The organism is Solwaraspora sp. WMMB335, from assembly GCF_049179075.1.
In the GTDB taxonomy this organism is placed as follows: Bacteria; Actinomycetota; Actinomycetes; order Mycobacteriales; family Micromonosporaceae; genus Micromonospora_E.
Map to the genome: position 1 here is coordinate 5,588,480 of NZ_JBMHMF010000001.1, position 21,199 is coordinate 5,609,678.

The 21,199-nt window shown below is 68.3% G+C and carries 23 protein-coding genes; 13 read left to right on the plus strand and 10 right to left on the minus strand.

The annotated features are described in order from the left end of the window. Positions 1–2: 2 nt before the first annotated feature. Positions 3–1,370, plus strand: coding sequence for an RHS repeat-associated core domain-containing protein (locus ACN27F_RS24375; protein ID WP_421437297.1), 1,368 nt, complete (start codon positions 3–5; stop codon positions 1,368–1,370). A gap of 80 nt (positions 1,371–1,450) precedes the next feature. After that, the gene (locus ACN27F_RS24380; RefSeq protein WP_421431045.1) at positions 1,451–2,584 is read left to right on the plus strand and encodes an IS630 family transposase; all 1,134 of its coding nucleotides are present in this window, start codon (positions 1,451–1,453) and stop codon (positions 2,582–2,584) included. Positions 2,585–2,728: 144 nt separating this feature from the next. Here ACN27F_RS24380 and ACN27F_RS24385 read toward each other — a convergent pair whose 3' ends face one another. After that, positions 2,729–4,294: an IS1634 family transposase gene (locus ACN27F_RS24385; protein ID WP_421437299.1), complete on the minus strand. Its 1,566-nt coding sequence runs from the start codon at positions 4,292–4,294 to the stop codon at positions 2,729–2,731. A 32-nt stretch (positions 4,295–4,326) separates the two neighbouring features. Between ACN27F_RS24385 and ACN27F_RS24390 the strand changes: the two genes are divergently transcribed. Beyond that, the gene (locus ACN27F_RS24390) at positions 4,327–4,572 is read left to right on the plus strand and encodes a hypothetical protein (protein WP_421437301.1); all 246 of its coding nucleotides are present in this window, start codon (positions 4,327–4,329) and stop codon (positions 4,570–4,572) included. Positions 4,573–4,778: 206 nt separating this feature from the next. Here the strand turns inward: ACN27F_RS24390 and ACN27F_RS24395 are convergent, their stop codons facing one another. Further along, positions 4,779–6,095, minus strand: coding sequence for an IS4 family transposase (locus ACN27F_RS24395; RefSeq protein WP_421437303.1), 1,317 nt, complete (start codon positions 6,093–6,095; stop codon positions 4,779–4,781). 413 nt (positions 6,096–6,508) lie between these two features. On the opposite strand from ACN27F_RS24395, the gene ACN27F_RS24400 reads away from it, so the two are divergent. Beyond that, the gene (locus ACN27F_RS24400) at positions 6,509–6,883 is read left to right on the plus strand and encodes a hypothetical protein (protein WP_421437304.1); all 375 of its coding nucleotides are present in this window, start codon (positions 6,509–6,511) and stop codon (positions 6,881–6,883) included. 159 nt (positions 6,884–7,042) lie between these two features. Beyond that, positions 7,043–8,497, plus strand: coding sequence for an RHS repeat-associated core domain-containing protein (locus ACN27F_RS24405; protein ID WP_421437306.1), 1,455 nt, complete (start codon positions 7,043–7,045; stop codon positions 8,495–8,497). Here the strand turns inward: ACN27F_RS24405 and ACN27F_RS24410 are convergent. Continuing rightward, positions 8,476–9,237 carry a transposase family protein gene (locus ACN27F_RS24410; RefSeq protein WP_421437308.1) on the minus strand — a complete coding sequence of 254 codons (762 nt, stop codon included), beginning with the start codon at positions 9,235–9,237 and terminating at the stop codon, positions 8,476–8,478. The two genes, ACN27F_RS24405 and ACN27F_RS24410, sit on opposite strands and share 22 nt — an antisense overlap. Positions 9,238–9,832: 595 nt before the next feature. Here ACN27F_RS24410 and ACN27F_RS24415 point away from each other — a divergent pair. From ACN27F_RS24415 to ACN27F_RS24425, 3 genes are all read left to right on the plus strand, one after another. Then, positions 9,833–10,474, plus strand: a complete 642-nt coding sequence (locus ACN27F_RS24415) for an RHS repeat-associated core domain-containing protein (protein WP_421437310.1) — start codon at positions 9,833–9,835, stop codon at positions 10,472–10,474. A 236-nt stretch (positions 10,475–10,710) separates the two neighbouring features. Further along, positions 10,711–10,962 (plus strand): hypothetical protein, encoded by a 252-nt coding sequence (locus ACN27F_RS24420; protein WP_421437312.1) that lies wholly within the window; start codon positions 10,711–10,713, stop codon positions 10,960–10,962. Beyond that, positions 10,959–11,252 carry a DUF1905 domain-containing protein gene (locus tag ACN27F_RS24425; protein WP_421437313.1) on the plus strand — a complete coding sequence of 98 codons (294 nt, stop codon included), beginning with the start codon at positions 10,959–10,961 and terminating at the stop codon, positions 11,250–11,252. Before ACN27F_RS24420 ends, ACN27F_RS24425 begins: the two co-directional genes overlap by 4 nt. Positions 11,253–11,531: 279 nt before the next feature. Here the strand turns inward: ACN27F_RS24425 and ACN27F_RS24430 are convergent, their stop codons facing one another. Next, complete coding sequence (locus ACN27F_RS24430) at positions 11,532–11,801, minus strand: hypothetical protein (protein WP_421437314.1); 270 nt, start codon at positions 11,799–11,801, stop codon at positions 11,532–11,534. Positions 11,802–12,063: 262 nt separating this feature from the next. On the opposite strand from ACN27F_RS24430, the gene ACN27F_RS24435 reads away from it, so the two are divergent. Continuing rightward, positions 12,064–12,684, plus strand: a complete 621-nt coding sequence (locus ACN27F_RS24435; RefSeq protein ID WP_421437316.1) for an NUDIX hydrolase — start codon at positions 12,064–12,066, stop codon at positions 12,682–12,684. 29 nt (positions 12,685–12,713) lie between these two features. On the opposite strand, the gene ACN27F_RS24440 is transcribed toward ACN27F_RS24435, so the two are convergent. Together ACN27F_RS24440 and ACN27F_RS24445 are read right to left on the minus strand one after the other, a co-directional pair. Next, entirely contained in the window at positions 12,714–14,075 is a 1,362-nt protein-coding gene (locus tag ACN27F_RS24440) for a hypothetical protein (RefSeq protein ID WP_421437318.1), read from the minus strand. A gap of 149 nt (positions 14,076–14,224) precedes the next feature. After that, positions 14,225–14,413 (minus strand): hypothetical protein, encoded by a 189-nt coding sequence (locus ACN27F_RS24445; RefSeq protein WP_421437320.1) that lies wholly within the window; start codon positions 14,411–14,413, stop codon positions 14,225–14,227. 116 nt (positions 14,414–14,529) lie between these two features. Between ACN27F_RS24445 and ACN27F_RS24450 the strand changes: the two genes are divergently transcribed. The 3 genes from ACN27F_RS24450 to ACN27F_RS24460 all read left to right on the plus strand — a co-directional run bounded on the left by ACN27F_RS24450 (position 14,530) and on the right by ACN27F_RS24460 (position 17,526). After that, positions 14,530–14,739: a hypothetical protein gene (locus ACN27F_RS24450; protein WP_421437322.1), complete on the plus strand. Its 210-nt coding sequence runs from the start codon at positions 14,530–14,532 to the stop codon at positions 14,737–14,739. 178 nt (positions 14,740–14,917) lie between these two features. Further along, positions 14,918–15,340, plus strand: coding sequence for a DivIVA domain-containing protein (locus ACN27F_RS24455; protein ID WP_421437324.1), 423 nt, complete (start codon positions 14,918–14,920; stop codon positions 15,338–15,340). Continuing rightward, entirely contained in the window at positions 15,337–17,526 is a 2,190-nt protein-coding gene (locus ACN27F_RS24460) for a hypothetical protein (RefSeq protein WP_421437325.1), read from the plus strand. The genes ACN27F_RS24455 and ACN27F_RS24460 overlap by 4 nt, the downstream gene beginning before the upstream one ends. Before the next feature lie 169 nt (positions 17,527–17,695). On the opposite strand, the gene ACN27F_RS24465 is transcribed toward ACN27F_RS24460, so the two are convergent. Then, positions 17,696–18,280, minus strand: coding sequence for a winged helix-turn-helix transcriptional regulator (locus ACN27F_RS24465; protein WP_421437327.1), 585 nt, complete (start codon positions 18,278–18,280; stop codon positions 17,696–17,698). Positions 18,281–18,342: 62 nt separating this feature from the next. Between ACN27F_RS24465 and ACN27F_RS24470 the strand changes: the two genes are divergently transcribed. Next, positions 18,343–19,221 carry an SDR family NAD(P)-dependent oxidoreductase gene (locus ACN27F_RS24470; protein WP_421437329.1) on the plus strand — a complete coding sequence of 293 codons (879 nt, stop codon included), beginning with the start codon at positions 18,343–18,345 and terminating at the stop codon, positions 19,219–19,221. A 100-nt stretch (positions 19,222–19,321) separates the two neighbouring features. Here ACN27F_RS24470 and ACN27F_RS24475 read toward each other — a convergent pair whose 3' ends face one another. The 3 genes from ACN27F_RS24475 to ACN27F_RS24485 all read right to left on the minus strand — a co-directional run bounded on the left by ACN27F_RS24475 (position 19,322) and on the right by ACN27F_RS24485 (position 21,117). After that, entirely contained in the window at positions 19,322–19,996 is a 675-nt protein-coding gene (locus ACN27F_RS24475) for a LysE family transporter (RefSeq protein ID WP_421437331.1), read from the minus strand. A 71-nt stretch (positions 19,997–20,067) separates the two neighbouring features. Next, positions 20,068–20,268 (minus strand): hypothetical protein, encoded by a 201-nt coding sequence (locus ACN27F_RS24480; RefSeq protein ID WP_421437332.1) that lies wholly within the window; start codon positions 20,266–20,268, stop codon positions 20,068–20,070. A 3-nt stretch (positions 20,269–20,271) separates the two neighbouring features. Then, a complete protein-coding gene (locus ACN27F_RS24485; RefSeq protein ID WP_421437334.1) occupies positions 20,272–21,117 on the minus strand; it encodes a hypothetical protein in 846 nt (281 codons plus the stop codon). Between the last annotated feature and the right edge of the window lie 82 nt (positions 21,118–21,199).

A 21,199-nucleotide genomic window follows, 5' to 3' on the forward strand; every position in this document is an offset into this window, starting at 1 on the left:
ACGTGTCGACGACGACGTACGACTTGTTGGGGCGGACGGCGACGAGTTCGGATGGTAAGGCGACCCGGACCTACACCTACGACGGCGGCGCGGAGCGGCGTGGTTTGTTGACGTCGGTCGACGACACGCAGACCGGGGTGTTCACCGGCGGCTACGACGTCGACGGCAACCTGACGTCGGAGACGTGGCCGTCGGGCATCACGGTCGCCCATGAGTACGACGAGACCGGGACGAGCGTAGGCATCACCTACGAGCGGCCGGGTTGTGGTGCGTCGGATTGCACGCTCTACAGTGGGTCAATAGCGGAGTCGGTGCACGGCCAGTGGCGTCAGCACGCGTCGACCCTGGCCGAGCAGACCTACACCTACGACGCGTCGGGTCGGTTGACGACGGTCGAGGACACTATCGGCGGCCAGTGCACCACCCGTAGCTATACCTTCTCGGCCAGCAGCAACCGGACGAGTCTGGTCGAGTACGCCCCGGCTGGTGACGGCACCTGCCAGACCGGTACCGCCGCCTCCACCATCACCCACTCTTACGACACGGCGGACCGAATCACCACCACCGGCACGGTGTATGACGCGCTGGGGCGTACGACGACGGTGCCGGCGGCGGATACCGCGACTCCGACCGCTGGTGACGCGACGGTCGGCTACCACGTGACCGACCTGGTGGACACGATCACCCAGGCGGGCCGCACGGTCGACTACGCCCTGGATGTCACCGGCGAACGGGTGCGGTCGTTCACCGACACCGCTGACGGCACGCCGGTGACGACGGTGCACCACTACGACGACGACGGAGACAATCCGGCCTGGACGCAGGAGAACGTCGACACCTGGACCCGGATCGTGTCTGGTGTGTCGGGGATGGGTGGCATCTGGAACAGCGACAACGGGCAGGTGACGTGGCGGTTGACCAACCTGCACGGCGACCTGGTCGCCACCATTCTCCCCGGCGACGTCGGTCTGTCGGCGACCACCGATGCCAGCGAGTACGGGACTCCTCGCAACCCTGAGGCGGTCGGTGGTGAACGGTACGGCTGGCTGGGCGCGAAGCAACGCGCCAGCGACCCCGCGACCGGGCTGATCCTGATGGGGGTGCGTCTCTACAACACCACCACCGGACGGTTCCTCACGACCGACCCCGTGTACGGCGGTAACGCCAACCCGTACGACTACTGCGCCGGCGACCCGGTCAACTGCTTCGACCTCGACGGCAAATGGAGCTGGAAGAAGGCAGCGAGGAAAGTCGGCAAGTTCCTGTGGAAGTACAAGTATGACATTGCACTAACTGCCGCGAGCTTCATCCCCGGCGTTGGAGCTGCTGTTTGGGCGTATCGCGCCTATCGTCAATGCCACGTAGCCTAGTGCCGTATCAGGGAACGTTTGCCTCGTGACGCGCCGTGCGGGTGCTGGTCCGGGCGGTGGGGTGCCGCCAGGCTGTCCGGGTGGGAGAACGAGTACGCGTCCGTGAGATCGACGACGACGAGGGCCGGCGCCTGTTGCGGATCATCCGTAGAGGTACGGGCTCGGTGGTGACCTGGCGACGGGCTCAGATGGTGTTGCTGTCCGCGCAGGGCATGTCCGTGGGCACGATCGCGGAGGTGACGTTCACCAGCGGAGACCGGGTCCGCGACGTGATCCACAACTTCAACGCTGACGGCTTCGACTCGCTCTACCCGAAGTACAAGGGTGGCCGGCCGAGGACGTTCACCCTGCCGGAACGGCGTGAGATCAAGAAGATCGCCAAGTCCACGCCGGCCGAGCACGGTCTGCCGTTCTCGACCTGGAGTCTGGCCAAGCTGGCCGACTTCCTGGTCGCTGAGGGGGTGGTCGACGACATCAGCCACGAGGGCCTACGGGTCCTGCTCCGCGAGGAGGGCGTCTCGTTTCAACGGGTGAAGACCTGGAAGACCTTCCGCGACCCCGACTACGCCGCCAAGAAGGCCCGCGTCGAGCACCTCTACGCGATCGCCGACGGCGAGGTCGTCCCCGAGGCCGGTGAGCCCGACGTCATCTTCTGCCTGGACGAGTTCGGCCCGTTGAATCTGCAGCCCCACCCCGGACGGCAGTGGGCCGAACGCGGTGGACGGCACAAGGACCCCGAGCGTGGGCCCAGGCCCCGCCGGCGGGCGACATACACCCGCCCCCACGGCGTCCGCCACCTGTTCGCCGCCTACGACCTGGGCGCGGACAAGCTCTACGGCCACATCAAGCCGACGAAGCACCGGACACGGTTCCTGGAGTTCTGCCGCTACCTGCGCGGCCTGCACCCACCCGGGACCCGGATCGCGATCGTCCTGGACAACTACTCCCCGCACCTGAGCACGAAGAAGGACACCCGCGTCGGCGACTGGGCCGCCGCGAACAACGTCGAGTTCGCCTACACGCCGACCAACAGTTCCTGGCTCAACCGCATCGAGGCCCAGTTCACCGCTCTGCGCTACTTCACCCTCGATGGCACCGACCACACCAGCCACGCCGAGCAGGGCAGCATGATCCGCCGCTACATCATCTGGCGGAACAAGCACGCCGCCGACGAACGCCTACGCGAGGTAGTCAACAGGGCCAACGTTGCCTGACGCGGCACTAGGTTGATCTTGATGGTGGCTGGACCCGGTGGATGTGGATGGTCGGTGGACGCTGGTGGCGGATGCTGGCCGGTTCGTGGGGTTTCTTGATCCGGTACTGGTTGTGGCGGGCGCGTTTGACCCGACTTGGCTCATTTAGTGCGTGCGGTGGATGGCGTTGAGGGCGGTGTGGAGGTCGTCGGGGATGGGGTCGGCTGCGGTGATGGTGTGGTCGCCGGCCTGGATCTGGATGGTGCGGTAGCGTCGGGCGGTGGTGACGAAGCGTCTGATGCTCCAGCCGGTGGTGTTCTCGATCCAGCGGGACACGGCCAGGGCGGCGAACACGATGGTCAGGTGGGCCTCGATCGATTCGCGGGTGTGGTGGAACACCGGCCGGGCGGCCAGGTCGGTCTTGGACATGCGGAAGGACTTCTCGACCTGCAGGAGTCGGCTGTAGGCGCTGATGACCTGGTCGGGGTCGGGGTTCGGCAGGTTGGTGACGTAGCCCTTGATCCCGGCCAGGGCGCGGTTTTTCGCTTCGAGGGCGCGGTTGACGGTCTTGGTCGCGCCGGTCAGGCGTACGTACCGGTTGCGTTTGACCGGGGTCCGGCCGGCGACGGCGTTGACGGCCTTGGTGATCTGGGTGTCGATCCCCTTCAACGTGCGGCGGGCCCGGTCGGCGCGGTACTGGTAGAAGAACGTGTGGTCACGGCGGTTGTCGCCACGGCCGGCGGGCCAGGGCTGGACGAACACGTGCCCGTCGGGGATCTCCGCCTCGGGGTGGGCGTCGCGCCACTGCTGGACGGTGTAGGGCACGTCGGGGACACGGGCGCCGAGGATGAACGACAGACCGGCGGCCTCGATGGCGCGTTTGTTCGCCTCGGACACCATCCCGGCGTCGGCGACCACGGTGACGTCGGACAGCCGGTGCGCCTCCAGGAACGCTCGCAGGACCGGCAGCATGGTGGTGGTCTCGGCCCGGTTTCCCTCGAACGCGTGCACCATCAACGGGAACCCGGCCCCGTCGGTGAGCAGACCGACGGTGATCTGCGGCTCCAGACGCCGTTCCTTGGAGAAACTGGGCTCACGGAACCCGTCACCTTCGTCGGCCTCGAAGTACAGCGTGGTGACGTCGTAGAGCAGCAGGGTCGCCGGACCCAGGCGCACATGCTCGGCGCAGGCGCGTGCCAACCGTGCCCGCCACGGGCCACCCGCCGCACCCGCTGCGGTCTCGGCACCGGCCGGCACTGCGGCGTCGGAGGCACTGTCACCGCCGGCGTAGACCCGCAGCCGCCGTTTGATCGTCGCGTACGACGGCGCCCACGCGCCGGCCTCGTCGAGGACCCGCACCGAATCGAGCTTGCTGGTCGGCTCGATGATCCTGGCCAGCACCAACGCCTTGAACACCTCATCACGGCCGGCGGCCCGAGCGAATCCCAGCGTCTCGTAGCCGCGGCCCAGGGCGTCCAGTAGGTGCCCGGCCCGCGACGACGTGATCGGCAGCGGGGCGCCGCCGTTGGCCGGTTGGTCCGGCAGACGCAGGTCCAGCTCGCCCTGCCCGGCGGCGAGCCGCTGCCGGGCCACCGCCTTGAGCAGTTCCAGGTCCGCGTCGGTGTGCGCGGATCCGATGTGCTCGATGTCCCGCGATCCCCGACGCTGCGAGTGCACGATCTGCACCGCCCGCGCTCCCGACGCGGTCTTCACCGTCCGCACGTACGCCACGCCGACACCCTAGAACCCGGCGCGTTTAGTGCGTGCCTCCCGACGCAACACCCCAGGTCACAGCCCCGCAGACCCCGAAATCAGCCAACCGTGAGCCAAGTCGGGTCAACCGCATCGAGGCCCAGTTCACCGCTCTGCGCTACTTCACCCTCGATGGCACCGACCACACCAGCCACGCCGAGCAGGGCAGCATGATCCGCCGCTACATCATCTGGCGGAACAAGCACGCCGCCGACGAACGCCTACGCGAGGTAGTCAACAGGGCCAACGTTGCCTGACGCGGCACTAGGTTGATCTTGATGGTGGCTGGACCCGGTGGATGTGGATGGTCGGTGGACGCTGGTGGCGGATGCTGGCCGGTTCGTGGGGTTTCTTGATCCGGTACTGGTTGTGGCGGGCGCGTTTGACGGCGCGGGGGCAGGTGCGTTCGCGTCGGGTGGGGATCAGGAGGGTGGCGATCTGGGCGAGGTGGGTCGGTAGCTGGTCAGCCCAGTCCTGAGGGGGGAATGTCCGCCGTGCCGGTGGCGGTGCGGCGGATCAGGCGCAGGGCTCTGGTGAAGGAGATCCTGTCCGGATCGAGGTCGGCGGCGGCGGACGCTTTCGCGGTCAGCGCGCTGATCGCGTGGTGGACGATCAGGTAGGCCCAGATCTCCTGGTGGGCCAGGTCCGGCAGGCGGGACCGCAGCACCCGTGCGGGACCACGGAGGTGGGTTTTGAGCTGGTCGTTGGCGGTTTCTTCCTCCCACCGCTCGTGGTAGCCGCCGGCAAGTTCGTCGGCGTGGGCGTCGGCGGGGTCGACGATGGTGGTGATCAGGGCGATCAACTCGCCGGTGCCGTCGCCGACGCGGTCGGGGATGTCGTACTCGACCACCCGGGCGAGGTGAACGACCGGCAGGCCCCGGTCGTCGAACGCGTCCGGAACAGTGTCGATGTCGGTCAGATCAGCCCCGGCGCGGGCTGCCGCGAGGAGCCGTTCCCGCCGGGCGCCACGGACGGTCGGTTTGATCAGGACGGTGAGATAGGTGCCGTCGGACAGGACCTTGACCACGGGCAGGTCGATCTGGGTCGGGGCCCGCCACAGCAGCGCCGCGCCGGTCGCGGCGGCGGTGTCCCACGCCTGCCAGGAGTAGAACCCCCGGTCAGCGGTGAGCAACTCGTCGGACCGCAGCCGGGGGTACAGCCGCTGCGCGAGGGTCTTCTCACCCACCGTGTAGGCGCCGATCTCCGCGGCGACGAAGGCGTGGGTGCCGCACTCCGCGAGGGCCACGACCCGGGCCTTCGGAAACACGGACCGGTTCCCCCCTGACCCGGCGTAGCCGAACTCGGCCGCGTTGGCCGTGCTGTCGGGCACATCGACGGTGAACCCGTCGATCGCCAGCAGCCGCCACCGGCGCAGGAACGACCCCCGCGCGGTCCCCAACGCGCCCGCCGGCGCTGTCGGGCCCGACCCGCCCGCGACCGGCCCGCACGTGCGCTCGAACAGCTCGGCGAACACCCGGCGGCCCAACCGTTTCCGCGCCTGGCTGATCGCGCTCGAGGTCGGCACGCTCCACCCCGCACTCCAGCACCCGAACCGGTCCAACGACCCGGTGACCCTGGTCGCGACCTCGGTGTAGTCATCGTCGGGGAACAACGCCAACCCCAACGTCAGATACACGGTCACGTGCGCCGGCAGTTTCCCGTCCGACCGCTGCTCCCGCACCCCGCACACCTCGATCGCGGCGTCGACCTCCTCCCGCGACACCTGCGAGATCAGCACCCCGAGCGTCACCTGATCCGGCCGCACCACTGGACGGTCCACCACATCCACCGACATGACCCGTGATCAAAACAGTCAGCCCAGCCGTGGTCGTCCCGCCACGCCGCACCGCCCAGGAGCCCACACCAAACCCACAGGTCAAACCCAAGATCAACTTAAGCTACGTGGCATTGCGCCTATCGTCTCGTTCGGTTGGCTCAGACTGGGGTCCAAGCGGCACGGGCGACGCGTGCCACCAGTTGGCTTGCAGGCCGGATGTGGGTGGGTCGTGGCGGAATTCATAGCAAAGCAAGGAATGGAGCCCGAATGTATTCGAAGGGATTAGGTTCGGCTCAACGAGCCTGGCGAGGGTCGGCCAAGAAGGGCAGGTTCGGTTGGTCCTCCAATCTGACGAGTTCGGTCAAAGGTCGCCATGATTACCAGAGCTTCCACATCAACCATCGGCAGCCACGGCGATGGGCATCTTGGTGGTGATGATGGGAAAGGGAAATCACGTAGGTACCTTGCCTTTCGCATTCGACCGCAAGCTCGCTGACCTACTACTTGATGATGAAAAGGTCGGGGTTCTCTTTCTGGCGATCCATGAGGTTGCATCAATCAGTGGCCCGATCTACCGTCGGCTTAGGCAGACAGTGCCCAAGCTGGCATGGCGTATCGTTCTCAATTCTTCGTCACTGCCTCCCGATGAAGGGTATTACGATGATGTAGATGAGATATCTGAACTCTTGTCGGACAAATTTATCTATCGCGGGATCACCTATCACCTAGTCTGGTTGGACCAAGGGAGAGCTGAGATGGAGCGGACGAGGCTCGGCTTCGAAGATTGGTAGAGGAGTACGATCTTGCTGGCCTTAACGTGTCGTCCACGACGTACGACTTGTTGGGGCGGACGGCGACAAGTTCGGATGGTAAGGCGACCCGGACCTACACCTACGACGGCGGTACCGAGCGGCGTGGTCTGTTCGTCGGTCGACGACACGCAGGCCGGGGTGTTCACCGGTGGGTACGACGTCGACGGCAACCTAGTGACGGAGAGCTGGCCGTCGGGGATCACGGTCGCCCATTCCTACGACGAGACCGGGACGAGCGTCGGCATCACGTATGACCGGCCGGGTTGTGGTGCGTCGGATTGCACTCTCTACAGTGGGTCGGTGGCGGAGTCGGTGCATGGTCAGTGGCGGCATCACGCGTCGACCCTGGCCGAGCAGACCTACACCTATGACGCGTCGGGTCGGTTGACGACGGTCGAGGACACCATCGGTGGCCAGTGCACGACCCGTGCCTACGGTTTCTCGGCCAGCAGCAACCGGACGAGTCTGGTCGAGTACGCCCCGGCAGGTGACGGTGCCTGCCAGACCGGCACCGCCGCCTCCACCATCACCCACTCGTATGACGCGGCGGATCGGATCACCACCGCTGGCACGGTCTACGACGCGCTCGGGCGCACCACCACCGTGCCAGCAGCCGACACCGCCACCCCGGCCGCCGGCAACGCCACGGTCGGCTACCACGTGACCGACCTGGTGGACACGATTACGCAGGCGGGCCGGACGGTCGACTACGCCTTGGATGTCACCGGCGAACGGATCCGGTCGTTCACCGACACCGCTGACGGCACGCCGGTGACGACGGTGCACCACTACGACGACGATGGTGACAATCCGGCCTGGACGCAGGAGAACGTCGACACCTGGACCCGGATCGTGTCTGGCGTCTCCGGGATGGGCGGCATCTGGAACAGCGACAACGGGCAGGTGACGTGGCGGTTGACCAACCTGCACGGCGACCTGGTCGCCACCATCCTCCCCGACGACGCGGGCCTGTCGGCCACCACCGACGCCAGCGAGTACGGCACCCCTCGCAACCCTGACGCGATCGGTGGTGAACGGTACGGCTGGCTGGGTGCAAAGCAACGCGCCAGCGACCCCGCCACCGGGCTGATCCTGATGGGGGTGCGTCTCTACAACACCACCTCCGGACGCTTCCTCACCACCGACCCTGTGTACGGGGGCAGTTGCAACGCCTACGAGTACACTTGCGCCGACCCGCTCAACAAGAAAGACCTCGACGGCAAACGCTGGTGCTGGAAGTTCTGCGGCTGGGGCCGCAACTCGGTCTGGCGTATGGTTTTCTACGGCACCCGAATGTCCGTTCATATTGGTGGATGGGTTAGTGGGGCGGCTCTGCTGAAAGGCGGATTTCGATCAGCTCGTTCTGGCTGGAAAGTATATAGAGCTGTAAAGAAGAAGGGCTGGAAAGCCACCTTCCACCCTTTTCGCACTAAGGATCGGTGGAAGTACATCGGTTCCGGGTTGGCGTCGTGGGTAGGCTATCACGATTTTAAGAGTGACTGGCGGAATTTTAGCGCTGCGAGGCGTGATACCATTCATGCTGGCGCTAAGAAATACTGCCGCATTGAGGTCTATTCACAGGCGATCCTATAGAAGTGCAACCCGATGACGCAGGAGATCGTTTCTGTGAAGGTCGCAAGCGGTCTGCGGTAGTCGGTGTGCAGGATTCGCCATGTCTTCAGGTTCGCGATGACCTGTTCCACAACCCAGCGGATCTTGTTGACCTGCCTGTTGTATTCCTTCTGCCATTCCGCGAGCTCGCCGCCCTTGGGCCTCTTGTACGGGGTGATCATGCCGTTGCCGACGTAGCCCTTGTCACCGATCCAGTCTCCGGGATTCAGGGTGACGAGGACCTCGGTGTCGTTGATCGCGTACGAGTCGTGGTGGTTGCCGGTGACGGGATCGGAGATCCAGGCGAGCGCACCGTCGAGGGTGCAGGCGACCTGAACGCTCATGCCCGTGGTCTTGTGCTTGCCGGAGTACAGACAGCGGTGCGTGCGCCATGACCAGCAGGGAAGCAGCGTGCCGTCGACGATGTACTGGGTGGTCGGGCTGAGGTCGTCGGCTGTCGGCACGAACTCCGTCAGCACGCGATCGAGGACCGGGGTGATGCCGGTGACCGCTCGCGAGATCGTCGACTGGGAGACGCCGTGCGCTTCAGCGATCTCCGCTTGGACGCGGTTACGACGCATGTAGGTCAACGCGACGACGACAGCGCGGTAGAGACCAAGGACCGGGGGCCAGGGCTCCATATTCAGATCCTGGCATTCCGTTCGGACCAGCACGCAGAGGTCGCGGATCTGGTCCGTGGTGAAGCCAGTGGTATGATACATGTCCGGCGGTCCGCTTTTCTTTGAGATGTGGTGTGGTAACTCCATCCTACGGAAGAGCGGATCGTCCTTTTTGTTGGGGGTCTACTGTAGCGAGTCGGAGGCCTGCTGAATAAGCCTCATTGTACGGGAGATTTCTCGACGGGTCACAAGAGGAGTGTACTCGGGGTACTGGTGATATAGATGTCAAACCTTCCGCGTAGGCTTGGACAAAAAGTGTTTGGATCAAGTGATGTCAACCCTGTATTTCCTGTGTTATTTTTCCTCAGTTCTGTGATTTATTTCTTCAATCACGAAGGTGTCGTGTCCAGAACTTTTTCGGGTGCGGTTGCAGGATATATGCTGGTACAGCTTGTCCGAACATTGCTGACTGCCTGGCGCCGCTTCAGGAAGGTCAGCGAAAAGGATCCTCCGGCGAGATCGTAGCTTATTCAACGGTTGAATAGCTGGGGTCTATAGCAGGTCTATAGCTGTCAGGGTGGTTCCGGTTCGAGGGTGAGTCCGGGTCCGGTCTTGGTGCGCCGGTCATGACGGTGCTAACGACGACGGGGACAGCCCGGCCTGGACGCAGGAGAACGTCGACACCTACACCCGGATCGTGGCTGGCGTCTCCGGCATGGGTGGCATCTGGAACGGCGACAACGGGCAGGTGACGTGGCGGTTGGCCAACCTGCACGGCGACCTAATCGCCACCATTCTCCCCGGCGACGTCGGTCTGTCGGCGACCACCGATGCCAGCGAGTACGGGACTCCTCGCAACCCTGAGGCGGTCGGTGGTGAACGGTACGGCTGGCTGGGCGCGAAGCAACGCGCCACGGACCCCGCGACCGGGCTGATCCTGATGGGGGTGCGTCTCTACAACACCACCACCGGACGCTTCCTCACCGTCGACCCCGTGTACGGCGGTAACGCCAACCCGTACGACTACTGCGTCGGCGACCCGGTCAACTGCTACGACCTGAGCGGTCGAGTCGCGCCTGTCGCTCTCGTCGCAGTGGCAGGACTCGGGGTAAGTGTTGGTACGGTCATCTTGGTTATAGGCGCTGCGGCGCTTGCTGCTCTCGTCATCTACGCTACCTGGTACGGCACAAGGGCCGCAGCAAAAAAGCTGCGGTGCCGGCGGGAGTACTGGTGCTATGCCTGCTTCTTCACGAGGTTACGGTCTTGGTACGGGAACGGAGGCGTCCGCCATCGGCCGATTGAGATCGTTGGTGGTGCCAGGGCCTGGCGTAGGGATTGATGTTGGTGCTGGTCCTTCTCGGTCAGGCGGCAAGGCCGAGGAGTTCGGTGGCGCGGGTGGCGAAGTGGCGTACCTCGGGGAGGGTGGCGTACGGCTTCAGGCGGTGTTGCAGGGTCTCGGACGGTTCCGATGGTGCGGGACGAGTTGACGGAGGCGGCCAGCTCGACGACGTGAGTGGCGCGGTTGGCGGCGGCTTCGACGTCTGAGCGGTCGAGTTCGGCGGTGGCCAGGGCGGCGTGGCTGAGCGCGGCGCGGCGGGCGCGACCCTGCTTGCGGGCACCTTCGGCGAACTCGGCGGCGAATCGCTCGGTGTCGTCGGGCTGCCCGAGGCCGCGGAAGCAGTGGGCGGCTCCGCCGTACAGGTATGGGGCGTCGATGAATGCGGCCCAGACGGGTTCATCGTCGTGGTCAACGCGGGCGAAGGCGTGTTCGGCCTTGGCTACGCGTCGAGGACCACCAGTTGCTGCTTGCGTAGCCTGATCTCATGATTGAGTTCGAGGGTGTCGTGTGGGAATGGCGAGGGCCGTCCCCGTACCACTTCGTGACAATCCCGGACGAGCCCGCCGATGTGGTGCGAGAGTTGGCGTCGGCTGTCACGTATGGCTGGGGGATGGTGCCGGTCGAGGTTCGACTCGGGCGAAGCCGCTGGCGGACCTCGTTGTTCCCCAAGGACGGCGGCTACGCCCTCCCGCTGCGGGACTCGGTGCGCAAGAAAGAGAAGATCGGCATCGACGACATCGTGCGCGTATACCTGATCGTCCCTGCGGGGCAGCCCTGAGAGTGCCGTTACGCTCCATCTGCGCTCACCTGCTGTGTCGCAGCCAGGGCGTGAAGGCGACCATTTCCCGAAGCCATTCGGACAGCCGCGCGACTTCGCTGGCTGAGGCGGTGCCCAGGGGCTGTGTGCGGCGAAACCGTTCCGTGGAAACCGCTGGTATGTCCTCGGTGCGCTCAGCTGGGGCGGGTCAGTCCGGACTCGGAAGAGTAAATCCTCACATCCTGGTTCAAGTCGCTGTCCCGAGTGGTCAGCGGCACCACGGTGCGAGTTTGGGCTGGCTCACTCGTCGTACTCCGGGTACTCGTCGCGCCCGAGGGGCATGCCGTCACCGGCGGTGTTGTCGGTCAACGACGTCTCGGCCCGGTAGCTGGCCCATTCTTGCTGGTCGGACTGTAGCTCGGCGTACCGCGTCATGATCTTGTTGACCTGATGCTCTCTGATGAGCCGCCGAAGCGCCTCGGCAAGGGGAACGCCTGCGAAGTCGCGTCTGGCGATCTCCGCCAGTTCGTCTCGGACATCGCTGTCGAGCTGCATCGTCGTAGTAGCCATAACGTCCACTATGGCTCATGGTACGGAGAGCGTCACTGAGCGACCGTGATCGCGTACGACGGCCTGCCCAGCGCCCGGCGACCCTAGCGGCTGGTGACGGCCCAGGTGGTTGCCTGGGTCGCCGGCTGGGGGCGGCGGGGCAGCTCCAGGTGCCTGCGTCAGGCGGCGAGGCCGAGGAGTTCGGTGGCGCGGGTTCGCGGGCCCTTGTCTGCGGATTGGGTGCAGGGCTGCTTCGAACGGCTGCGCCGATAGGCTGGCCGGTGTGGGGGAGGCAACGGGTGGAGCCGAACGGCCGCTGCGGGGCCGGCTCGACGACGGGCCCGGCCCTGAGCAGACCGACGCCCACCGCTGGCAGGTGTTCGGAGCGCGAACCGTGTACGAGCGGCGGCCGTGGGTCAGTCTCGACCTGGTCGACGTCCAGCCTCCCGGCGGCGAACGGTTCGAGCATCACGTCGTACGGCTGTTTCGCGCGGCCATCGGCGTCGTCGTCAACGATCAGGACCAGGTGCTGATGCTGTGGCGGCACCGCTTCGTGTCGGACCAGTGGGGCTGGGAGCTTCCCGGCGGGATCGTCGACGACGGCGAGAGCCCGGAGACGGCCGTGGCACGCGAGGTCGAAGAGGAAACCGGCTGGCGACCGTACGTGATGCGGCCTCTGGTCTCGTACCAGCCAATGGTCGGCATGGTCGACTCGCCGCATGATGTCTACTACGCCAGGGAGGCGACGTTCGTCGGCCGGCCCGCCGTGTCCGACGAAGCCGGCGAGGTTGCGTGGGTGCCACTCACCAGCATTCGGCAGCTACTCGACCGGAACGAGATCCTGGGTTCCGGATCGATCGTCGGACTGCTGCACGTGCTGGCATTCGGCCTGCCAGGAGGCTGAACCGCTGAGGACAGCTTCAGCCGCTTTGGTCAGGCGGCGAGGCCGAGGAGTTCGGTGGCGCGGGTGGTGAAGTGGCGTACCTCGGGGAGGGTGGCGTACGGCTTCAGACGGTGTTGCAGGTCTCGGACAGTTCCGATGGTGCGGGACGAGTTGACGGAGGCGGCCAGCTCGACGACGTGAGCGGCGCGGGTGGCGGCGGCTTCGACGTCCGAGCGGTCGAGGTCGGCGGTGGCCAGGGCGGCGTGGCTGAGCGCTGCGCGGCGGGCGCGGCCCTGGTGGCGAGCACCTTCGGCGGACTCGGTGGCGAAGCGTTCGGTGTCGTCGGGCTGCCCGAGGTCGCGGAAGCAGTGGGCGGCTTCGCCGTACAGGTATGGGGTGTCGATGAATGTGGCCCAGACGGGTTCGTCGTCGTGGTCGACGCGGGCGAAGGTCTGTTCGGCCTTGGCCACGGCAGCTGCTGCCGGTGCCGATTCGCCGAGTGCCGCGAGGGCGCGGGCTTCGAGGATGTGCAGGTCGGCGAGGCAGGCAGGGGAGTCGCCGTCGGCGAGTCCGCGGCGGCCGGCGCGGGCGAGCATCAGTGCTTCGCGGGGGTGGCCGAGCAGGTTGGCCTGGTCGGACATGCCGGCGAGGACGTGCGCGCCGAGCGCGGCGTGGTTGGCGGCCTGGGCAAGTCGGAGCGCCTGGATGAGGTAGCGCTGGGCGAGCCCGTGTTCGCCGTCGTCGTAGGCCATCCACCCGACGAGGTACGACTGCTCGGCGGCTGCCTCGTAGAGCGCCTGCTGCACGTCCGGCTCGTGCTCCCGCTTGAGTAGTGGCAGTACGTAGCTCTGCATGTACTCGACGAGGGCGGTACGGGCGTGGCCGCCGCCGCGCATCACGTCCAGCTCCTGGAACAGGGCGAACATCTCCCGGATGCCGGCCACCTGCCGCATCCCGATCTGCCGGGGGCCGCGCTCCGTCGATGTTTCGTCGAGGGTGGCGAGGAGCCAGTCACGGCTCGGTGCCCCGAGTGCGGCGAGTACGAACGGTGCCTTGACGATGTTGCGGCGGGCGACGTCGGCCCTGCCCAGGTCGATGATCGTGTCGACGGTGGTACGCGGATGGTCGGCGTACTGCAGGCCGCGAGCGGCAAGGGTTTCCTCGTCGGTCATGCCGAAGTCTGCCGGGGTGATCCGGCGACGCAGACGTTCACTGAGCGCCCGTGCCAGCAGCGTCGGCACCGGTGGTCGCGGACGTTCGCCGCGCTTCACCCACCGGTGGACCGCTGTGTAGTCGTAGCGGAGCGCGAGACCTTCGTCGGCACCGAGATCGTTGACCCGCCGGGCCAGCCCGGCCCACGAGAAGCCCGCCTCGGTGATCAGTGAGGCCAGGGCATCGTTGGATCCGTTCACGGAGCACCCCTCCCATGTGACTACCTTGGACGGTACCGGTCAGGCATCGACGCTGCATATGGCCACACGAAGGCTCGAATTTCACACGGGTGTTCACATGGTGCCGGCGAGGGCGGTCGTCCAGTTGTCTCTGACGTGACGAGAGGTTCTCAGTCCTCGCGTTGGGTTGGTCGGTTCTTGCGGATCCACTCGGCAACCGCGTCGCGGGACCAGATGCGGCCGGTGGCGAGGACGTCCAGCGGTGCGGGGAACGACGGACGGTTGACGATCTCGGATGCCCGCTGGCGGGAGACACCACCGAGCATCTGCTGGATCTCGGACATCCCGGCCAACCGCATGTCAACGAACGTACGGAGCTTACGAGTAGCAGCCCCGTCAACTTGATGCACTTGACACTCGTAAGGGGGATGGGTGATTCTCAGTCGCGCACATCTTCAGAGGAGGGGAGTCGACCGTGACGCAGATGGATGACGACCGGTGGCGGTCGTGTGGGCCGGACTGGGACGACCCGGGAACCGGCCCCCGGCAGGTGCCGGTCGACGTACCGCCGGCGGTACTCATGCCCGACGCCCGGCGCGGTGACACCGACGTCCGGACCCGTACCGCTGCCCGGAGAGCGACCGGGCCGGTCAGCGCGCACTCCGACCTCGGCGACTGCGCCTGATCCGGATTTCCGCAGCTCACGCGGCGGAACCAAGGTCTGCCCCGGTCGCCGTACCGCCAAGGAGGGCTGCGGTGATCGGGGCGGGGGTGGCCCCGCCCGAGTCGGCAAGGGGCAGGGCCACCCCCGTCCACCACGCACACCAGCAACACCCACGGCACGACACAGGGGAGGAGCACTGATGATGCGAAGGATGTGGCAACGGATGCGGGTCCGCTGGGGACGCCGACGGATGGCGTCCACCCCGCCCAGCCGCTGGCCGGCTGGCAGCGACCCCGGCGTCCACCGAGTTCCCGGCACCAACACGCGCTCGGCGGCGTACCGGCCGATCCGGCCCTGGCAGGTGCGCAACCAGCGGTTCGGCCCGGCCGGCGTCGCGACCCGGGGGTTGAACCCGGTCGAGGTCGCCGCGTTCCTCGACCGGGTCGCCTACGACCTCAGCGTCATCTACGCCGAACTGGACCGCACCCGCGAGCAGAACGACCGGATCAAGGACGCGCTGCGCCGCTGGCAGTCCACCCAGGCCACGGTGAACCAGGCCATGGCCAACCAGGCGGCGGTGAACCAGGCCACCGCCTACTACCCGGCCGGCGTGAGCCGGTGACCGAGCAGCCCGGCCCCGCCGTCACCGTCGTCGACTGCGCCCGCTGCGCCGGCGGCGGCGTCACCACCCGAGCGTGCACCTGCACCTGGTACGGCGACCAGCTGATCGTCCCCGACGGCACGCCACCCGACGACAGCCGCGAGTCGGCGTACCGCGATTGTCAGATCTGCCTCGGCACTGGCAGCGTCTGCTGGACCTGCGACGGCTGCGACGGGCTCGGCCGCTGCCGGGCTCAGCTCGTGCTCACCGTCGCCAACGCCGACACCACCGCCGTCGCCTCGGTCAACATCGTGCCCGGCGCGCTCGACCCGGCGCGCCGCGACGGCCGCTGGTCGATCGACCTGGACGCCGTCGTCGCCGAGCTGGCCGGCCGGGTCGGCGCCACCCACGTCTACGACCCGGACGTGCCCGACCGCGAGGTCTCCGCCGGGGCGATCATGCTGCCGAAGGACTGGCACCCCGGCCTGCCCGCCGAGCGGCGGCACGCCATCGAAGCCGAGGCCATCGCCGGTTACTCCCGGCACCCGTGGCGGATCTGGCTCGGCCGCACTGCCGCGCCGCAGCGCCCCGACCCGGCACGTCACCTGGGGCAGCTCTGCGACCTTGCCGAACTGCTCTGCCTGGACCTGGTCGTCGAAGCCCGGCCCGACCCGTACGTCGACGGCCGCCATAGTTGGCAGCTGCGCCTCGATCTGCCCGACGCCGAGGTCGGCGACGCCTCCTCCGATGTCACCTTGTCCGATGGCGCCTCCTCCGATGTGCCCTTGTCCGGCGGAACCTTCGCCGGCGCGACCTTCGCCCGCTGCGCCGCCAGCCTCGACGCGGCGATCGTCGCCGCCGACCCGACCAGCCTCGCCACCGGGCTGGCTGACCGTGGCCGCCACGCGCCCGCCTACTACCTGCGGCCCGGCCGGGCCGGCGGGGCAGCCGGCTCTCCGGCCGGTGCCCGGATCGGGCCGCCGAAACTCGACCTTGACCAGCTCGAACGCCGGGTGCTCGCCGACTGCACGGCGCTCGGCACCGGTGAGCCGACCCCGGGCGCGCAGGCCATCTGGCGCGACGGCCGCTGGTGGCACACCAGCCTGCGGGTGGTCGAGGTCGTCGAGAAACTCACCGAACGCGCCACCGGACAGACCATCTCCCGTACGGTCGAGAAGCTCGCCCGGTCGTGGCAGCCGCCCCCGCCGACGTGGCAGGGGCCGGCGATCCCGTACGAACGCTGCGCCGACTGCGTGCCCGAGCACGGGCTCCGACGCTGCCTCGGCTGCGGCGACACGTACGAGATCCGGCATGGCGTCGTCGTCACCGTCACCGACGGGCGGACCTGGGCTCGGCACCTCAACTGGGCGTTGCCGGCCGACCAGGGCGGTCGATCTGTGGCGGTGCCGCAGGTCGGCAGCCGGCCTGGCGGCAAGGCCATCCACCAGGTGCCGCCACAGTACCGGTTGCCGGCCCACCTGGCGGATCTGCCGGTACGCCAGGAGCAGCTTGGACCGCTCGACGAGTACGAGGTCATCGCCGACCATGAGATGTGGCACGGCTACGTGACCCTGGACCACGCCGGGCAGGACCCGCTGACGGCGTACCTGGCGAACATCGCCAACGGGCATCCGGGTGCCCGGGTGCTGCTGCACGCCCGGGTGCCGGCCGCGCCGTCGCTGGCCGAAGCGCTGGCGATGGCGTACGGGCTCGGGCTGGCGTTGGTGGTCAGCGTCGTCGACCACCGGCCCAGCACCGGTACGCCGTACCACGTGCAGGGGGTCCGGTGGGGTGCCTACTACGCCGACCGTAGCGCCGACTTCGGCCTGCGGACGTTCGCGCACCTGCCCACCATCGAGCACGCACTCGCCCGCGCCGTCGAGTACGTGTGCAGCGACGCCCACTCGGCGGTGCCGACCGATCCGGCGACCGCGATCCGCGTACCGCAGTCGGTGCCGTCGCCAGCGGCCGACGAACCGGCGGCCGACGCGTCGACGGCTGGCGAGCCGGTGGCCGGCGATGACCTGGTGCCGTTGCTGTCGTTGCTCGGTGCGCATTTCGCCGGTGAGACGGTGACCGTCCGGTTCGCCGCGTCGCGGTGCGAGGTGCATCTGCACGAAGGCCCGGAAACTACCCGCCGGGTCGCCACCGCCGCCGACCTGCCCGCCGCTGTCACCGCCCTGCGCCTGCACCCACCCACCGACTGACCGCGATCACACAGCCGGGTGCCGGCGGGGTGCCGGCCGGGTGGCCGCACCGATGTGAGGCGGAGATACGTCATGGTTGCCGCGTAGGGTGTCTCAGCCTCACATCGGCGGGGCGGTTCGGCTCGGGCTGGCCTGCCAGGCGAGGCGGACGCCAGCAGCAGCCGCCACGTCACCCGGTGGCCGTCGCCCATGCGGCGAGGGCTTCACCGACCTGGTGGAAACCCTCACCCGTGGCCGTGAAGGCGTACGAGGCGTCGTCGAGCCGGCGGATCAGGCCGCGCCGCTCCAGATCGGCGAGCCGCGCGGTGAGGGTGACCTGGTTGACGCCGGTGTCGCGGGCCAGGTCGGTGAACCGGCGCGGCCCGGCCAGCAACGCGCAGTGCAGCTCCAGCATCCAGCGTTCCTGCATCAGGGTCAGCAGGTCGTCGAGCTGGTGGTGGCGGATGTCCGGGTCAGCGGTGTCGCCGGCCCAGGTGGCCATCTCGGCGAGCACCGGACGTAACCCGGCGCCGGTGGGCGTCAACGCGTAGCGGCTGCCGGGCGGGTTGGTGTCGATCACCGTACGGCTGACGATGCCGGCCGCCTCCAACTCGCCGAGCCGGCGGGCCAGGGTGCTCGGCCCGACCGCCGGGATCGCCCGGCGCAGGTCGTTGAAGCCGGCCGGGCCGTCGAGCAGTGCGTGCACGATGTGCAGGCTCCAGCGGCCCCGGAGCCGGCCGACGGCTGCCAGCAGTACCCCCGGTTCCACCTGCATCTCGTCACTGTAGCCACCGCCACTCTTGTAAATTCGCGATAGCTAGTTCTATTTTCTTAGTCATGACCCAGTCTTCGAAGCGGGCCGTCGTGACCGGCGGCACCGGTGGCATCGGTCTGGCCACCGCCCACGCCCTCGCCGGCCGCGGCTACGCCGTCACCGTCGTCGGCCGCGACCCGGACCGTGGCCACGCCGCCCGCGACCTGCTCGCCTCGGCGGGATCGCCCGACGCCCGGTTCGTCCGGGCCGACCTGTCCGCCATGCACGCCGTGCACGCGCTCGCCGACGACATCCGCGTCGCCGGCCCGGTCGACCTGCTCGTCAACAACGTCGGCGGGGTCTACCGGCAGCGCTGGCACACCGTCGACGGCATCGAAGCGACCTTCGCGATGAGTCACCTGTCCGGCTATCTGCTCACCGAACTGCTGGTCGACGACATGGTCACCACTGGGCGGGGGCGGGTCGTCAACCTGACCTCCGGCGCGATCCGGCTCGCCGACCGCACCCCGCTGGACCGCGTCGAGGTGGCCGGGCGGTATTACGGTTTCACCGCGTACGGGCGGGCGAAGCTCGCCAACCTCGCGTACACGATGGGTCTTGCCGACCGGTTGCGTGGCACCGGCGTCACCGTGCTCGCTGCCGACCCCGGTGCCAGCGCCACCGAGATGGGCCGGTCGATGCGGTCGGACCTGTTCCCGATGCCGGCCCGGTTGGCCTTCCCACTGATCTACCTCAATCTGTTCCGGACCAGTGCCACCGACGCCGCCCGCAGCTCGATCGTCGCCGCCACCGCCGACCTGCCCACCGGTACGGTGCTCGACCCGAAGGGGCGGCCGGTCACCCCGCACGCCCGGGCCACCGACCCGGCGGTCGTCCAGACCGTCACCGCGCTCAGCCAGGCGACCTGCGCCACCGCCCTCGCCCGGACCGACCCAGCCTGACCCGTCGCGGGCGGCCGGCCCTGTAGCGGGCGGCCGGCCCTGTAGCGGGCGGCTGGCCTGTAGGGAGCGGCCGGCCTGTCACGGGCGGCGGCGCCGTGGCTCAGCTGATCACCTGCCAGGCGAGGCGGACGGCGAGCAGCCCGATGATGCCGTTGCCGACCAGGGCGGTGATCAAACGGCCGCGCGGGCTGGCGAGTGCCCGGCCGAGCACCGCCCCGCCCGAGGCGAGCAGCAGTTGCCAACTCGTCGAGGCCACGAACGCCGCGCCGACGAATGCCGCACTGACGGACACGACGGTGACAGACATCGCTTCGTCGGGTGCCGGCCCGGTGCCGATCTGCGTCGGGTCGCTCTGGTAGCCGACCACCAGGGCGGCGAAGTAGACGATCGTCATGGGATTGAGCAACGTCAGTCCGACGAAGCCGGCGTACGTCCTGGCCAGGGACCCGGCTGGCGCGGGCCGCGCCGAGTCGGCCGGCGTGCGTCGGGCGCGCACCGCCGCGACGACGCCGTGTACGGCCATGGCGCCGAGCACCAGGGCGGCGATCGCCCGCAACGCGGCGATGGCCGGGCTGAGCAGTTGGGCGATCGCCGCGCCGCCGACGACGGCGACGATCGCGTACAACCCGTCGGCGGTGGCCACGCCCAACCCGGCGGCTGCTCCCTGACGCAGCGACACCCGCGCGGACAGGGCGACGATCAGGACCCCGATCGGTCCCACCGGAATCGCGACACCGTAGCCGGCGAGTAGTCCCGAGGTCAGCGCGTCGATCACGGCAGGACTATGCCGACCCGCCGGGCGGCTCACAACCGGTTATCGGCCCGGCAACACGACGTGACTGCCGCTCACCGGGCGCGGGACAGGACGCGCTGGCCGGGCAGGGCAGGCCCGGCGGCCGTCGACGCTGGCAGTGCGTCCTCACCGGCTGCCCGGCCCGCGTCCGAGTCGGCCGGATCCGCCGCGCCGCCACCGCACGCCGCGGTCACCGCCAACGTGGCCGCGAGCAGGCCGGCACCGAACAGTCGCGAGACGGTCGTCGAGGTCATGGTTCACCCACCGCTGACGAATCGGATCCGCCGTCGGCGCAGCACCGTGAGCACGACCAGACCGGCGCCGACCAGGCCGACGCCGCCGAGCGCGTAGCCGATGCCGGCCGCACCGGTGACCGGCAACTCGCCGCCGGCGCCTGCGCCGTCCGGTGTAGCGCTGGCCGTCGGCCCGTCGCCCGGCGTCGCCGACGCCGTCGGGGCGGGCGTCGAGCTCGGCGCGTCGCAGCTGTCCGGCCTGACGTACGTCCCGGTCATCCAGGTCGGGGCGTCGAGGGCGAACGGCCCGGTGATCAGGTCGTACACGGTCCCGTCCGGCAGTGCGAAGCCCAGTTCGGTGGTGCCGGGCGCGACCGGGGCCAGCGGTTCCCCGGCCGGGAACGTGTCGGCCGTGATCAGCAGCAGGCCGTCGACGGCGCCGGTGCCCCGGTTGGTGAGCGTGAGTTTCAGCCCGGCACATCCGTTGGTCGCGTTCACCTCCAGCAGCGGGGTTTCGCCGCAGCCGTCCGGAGCCGCGAACGGCACCGGCGGAGTGTCCCGTTCCCCGGCGCGCCGGATCACGAACAGGTCGCCGTCCGCCGCGCCGTAGCGGCGGAACCCGCTGCCCGTCATGGTGAACTCCTCCACCACGACCCCGTTGCGCAGCACCACCGTGTCGACCGGCGGCACGCCGTCGTCCAGCGGATCAGAGGTCCAGCGTACGTCGAGGGCACCGCACACCATCTCCACCGCAAGCTCCGGGGGGACGGCCTGCGCCGGGGCACCGACCCCGAGGACCAGCCCGGCGGTGGCGACGGCCGCGGCACCGGCGATGGCCGGTAGCGGACGGGATGGAAGGCGTGGACGCATGATGACGGGACTACCTCTCCCGGATAGCAGCTGACAGCAGGGTCACGGACACGCCCTGGCAGCGGTGTCGATCGAGCGGAGC

Excerpts from the sequence above, each read along its gene's own strand:
- ACN27F_RS24400 (WP_421437304.1), top strand. The coding sequence starts at position 6,509 with ATGGGCATCTTGGTGGTGATGATGGGAAAGGGAAATCACGTAGGTACC.
- ACN27F_RS24410 (WP_421437308.1), bottom strand. The coding sequence starts at position 9,237 with ATGTATCATACCACTGGCTTCACCACGGACCAGATCCGCGACCTCTGC.
- ACN27F_RS24425 (WP_421437313.1), top strand. The coding sequence starts at position 10,959 with ATGATTGAGTTCGAGGGTGTCGTGTGGGAATGGCGAGGGCCGTCCCCG.
- ACN27F_RS24430 (WP_421437314.1), bottom strand. The coding sequence starts at position 11,801 with ATGGCTACTACGACGATGCAGCTCGACAGCGATGTCCGAGACGAACTG.
- ACN27F_RS24445 (WP_421437320.1), bottom strand. The coding sequence starts at position 14,413 with ATGCGGTTGGCCGGGATGTCCGAGATCCAGCAGATGCTCGGTGGTGTC.
- ACN27F_RS24455 (WP_421437324.1), top strand. The coding sequence starts at position 14,918 with ATGATGCGAAGGATGTGGCAACGGATGCGGGTCCGCTGGGGACGCCGA.
- ACN27F_RS24465 (WP_421437327.1), bottom strand. The coding sequence starts at position 18,280 with ATGCAGGTGGAACCGGGGGTACTGCTGGCAGCCGTCGGCCGGCTCCGG.
- ACN27F_RS24470 (WP_421437329.1), top strand. The coding sequence starts at position 18,343 with ATGACCCAGTCTTCGAAGCGGGCCGTCGTGACCGGCGGCACCGGTGGC.
- ACN27F_RS24480 (WP_421437332.1), bottom strand. The coding sequence starts at position 20,268 with ATGACCTCGACGACCGTCTCGCGACTGTTCGGTGCCGGCCTGCTCGCG.
- ACN27F_RS24485 (WP_421437334.1), bottom strand. The coding sequence starts at position 21,117 with ATGCGTCCACGCCTTCCATCCCGTCCGCTACCGGCCATCGCCGGTGCC.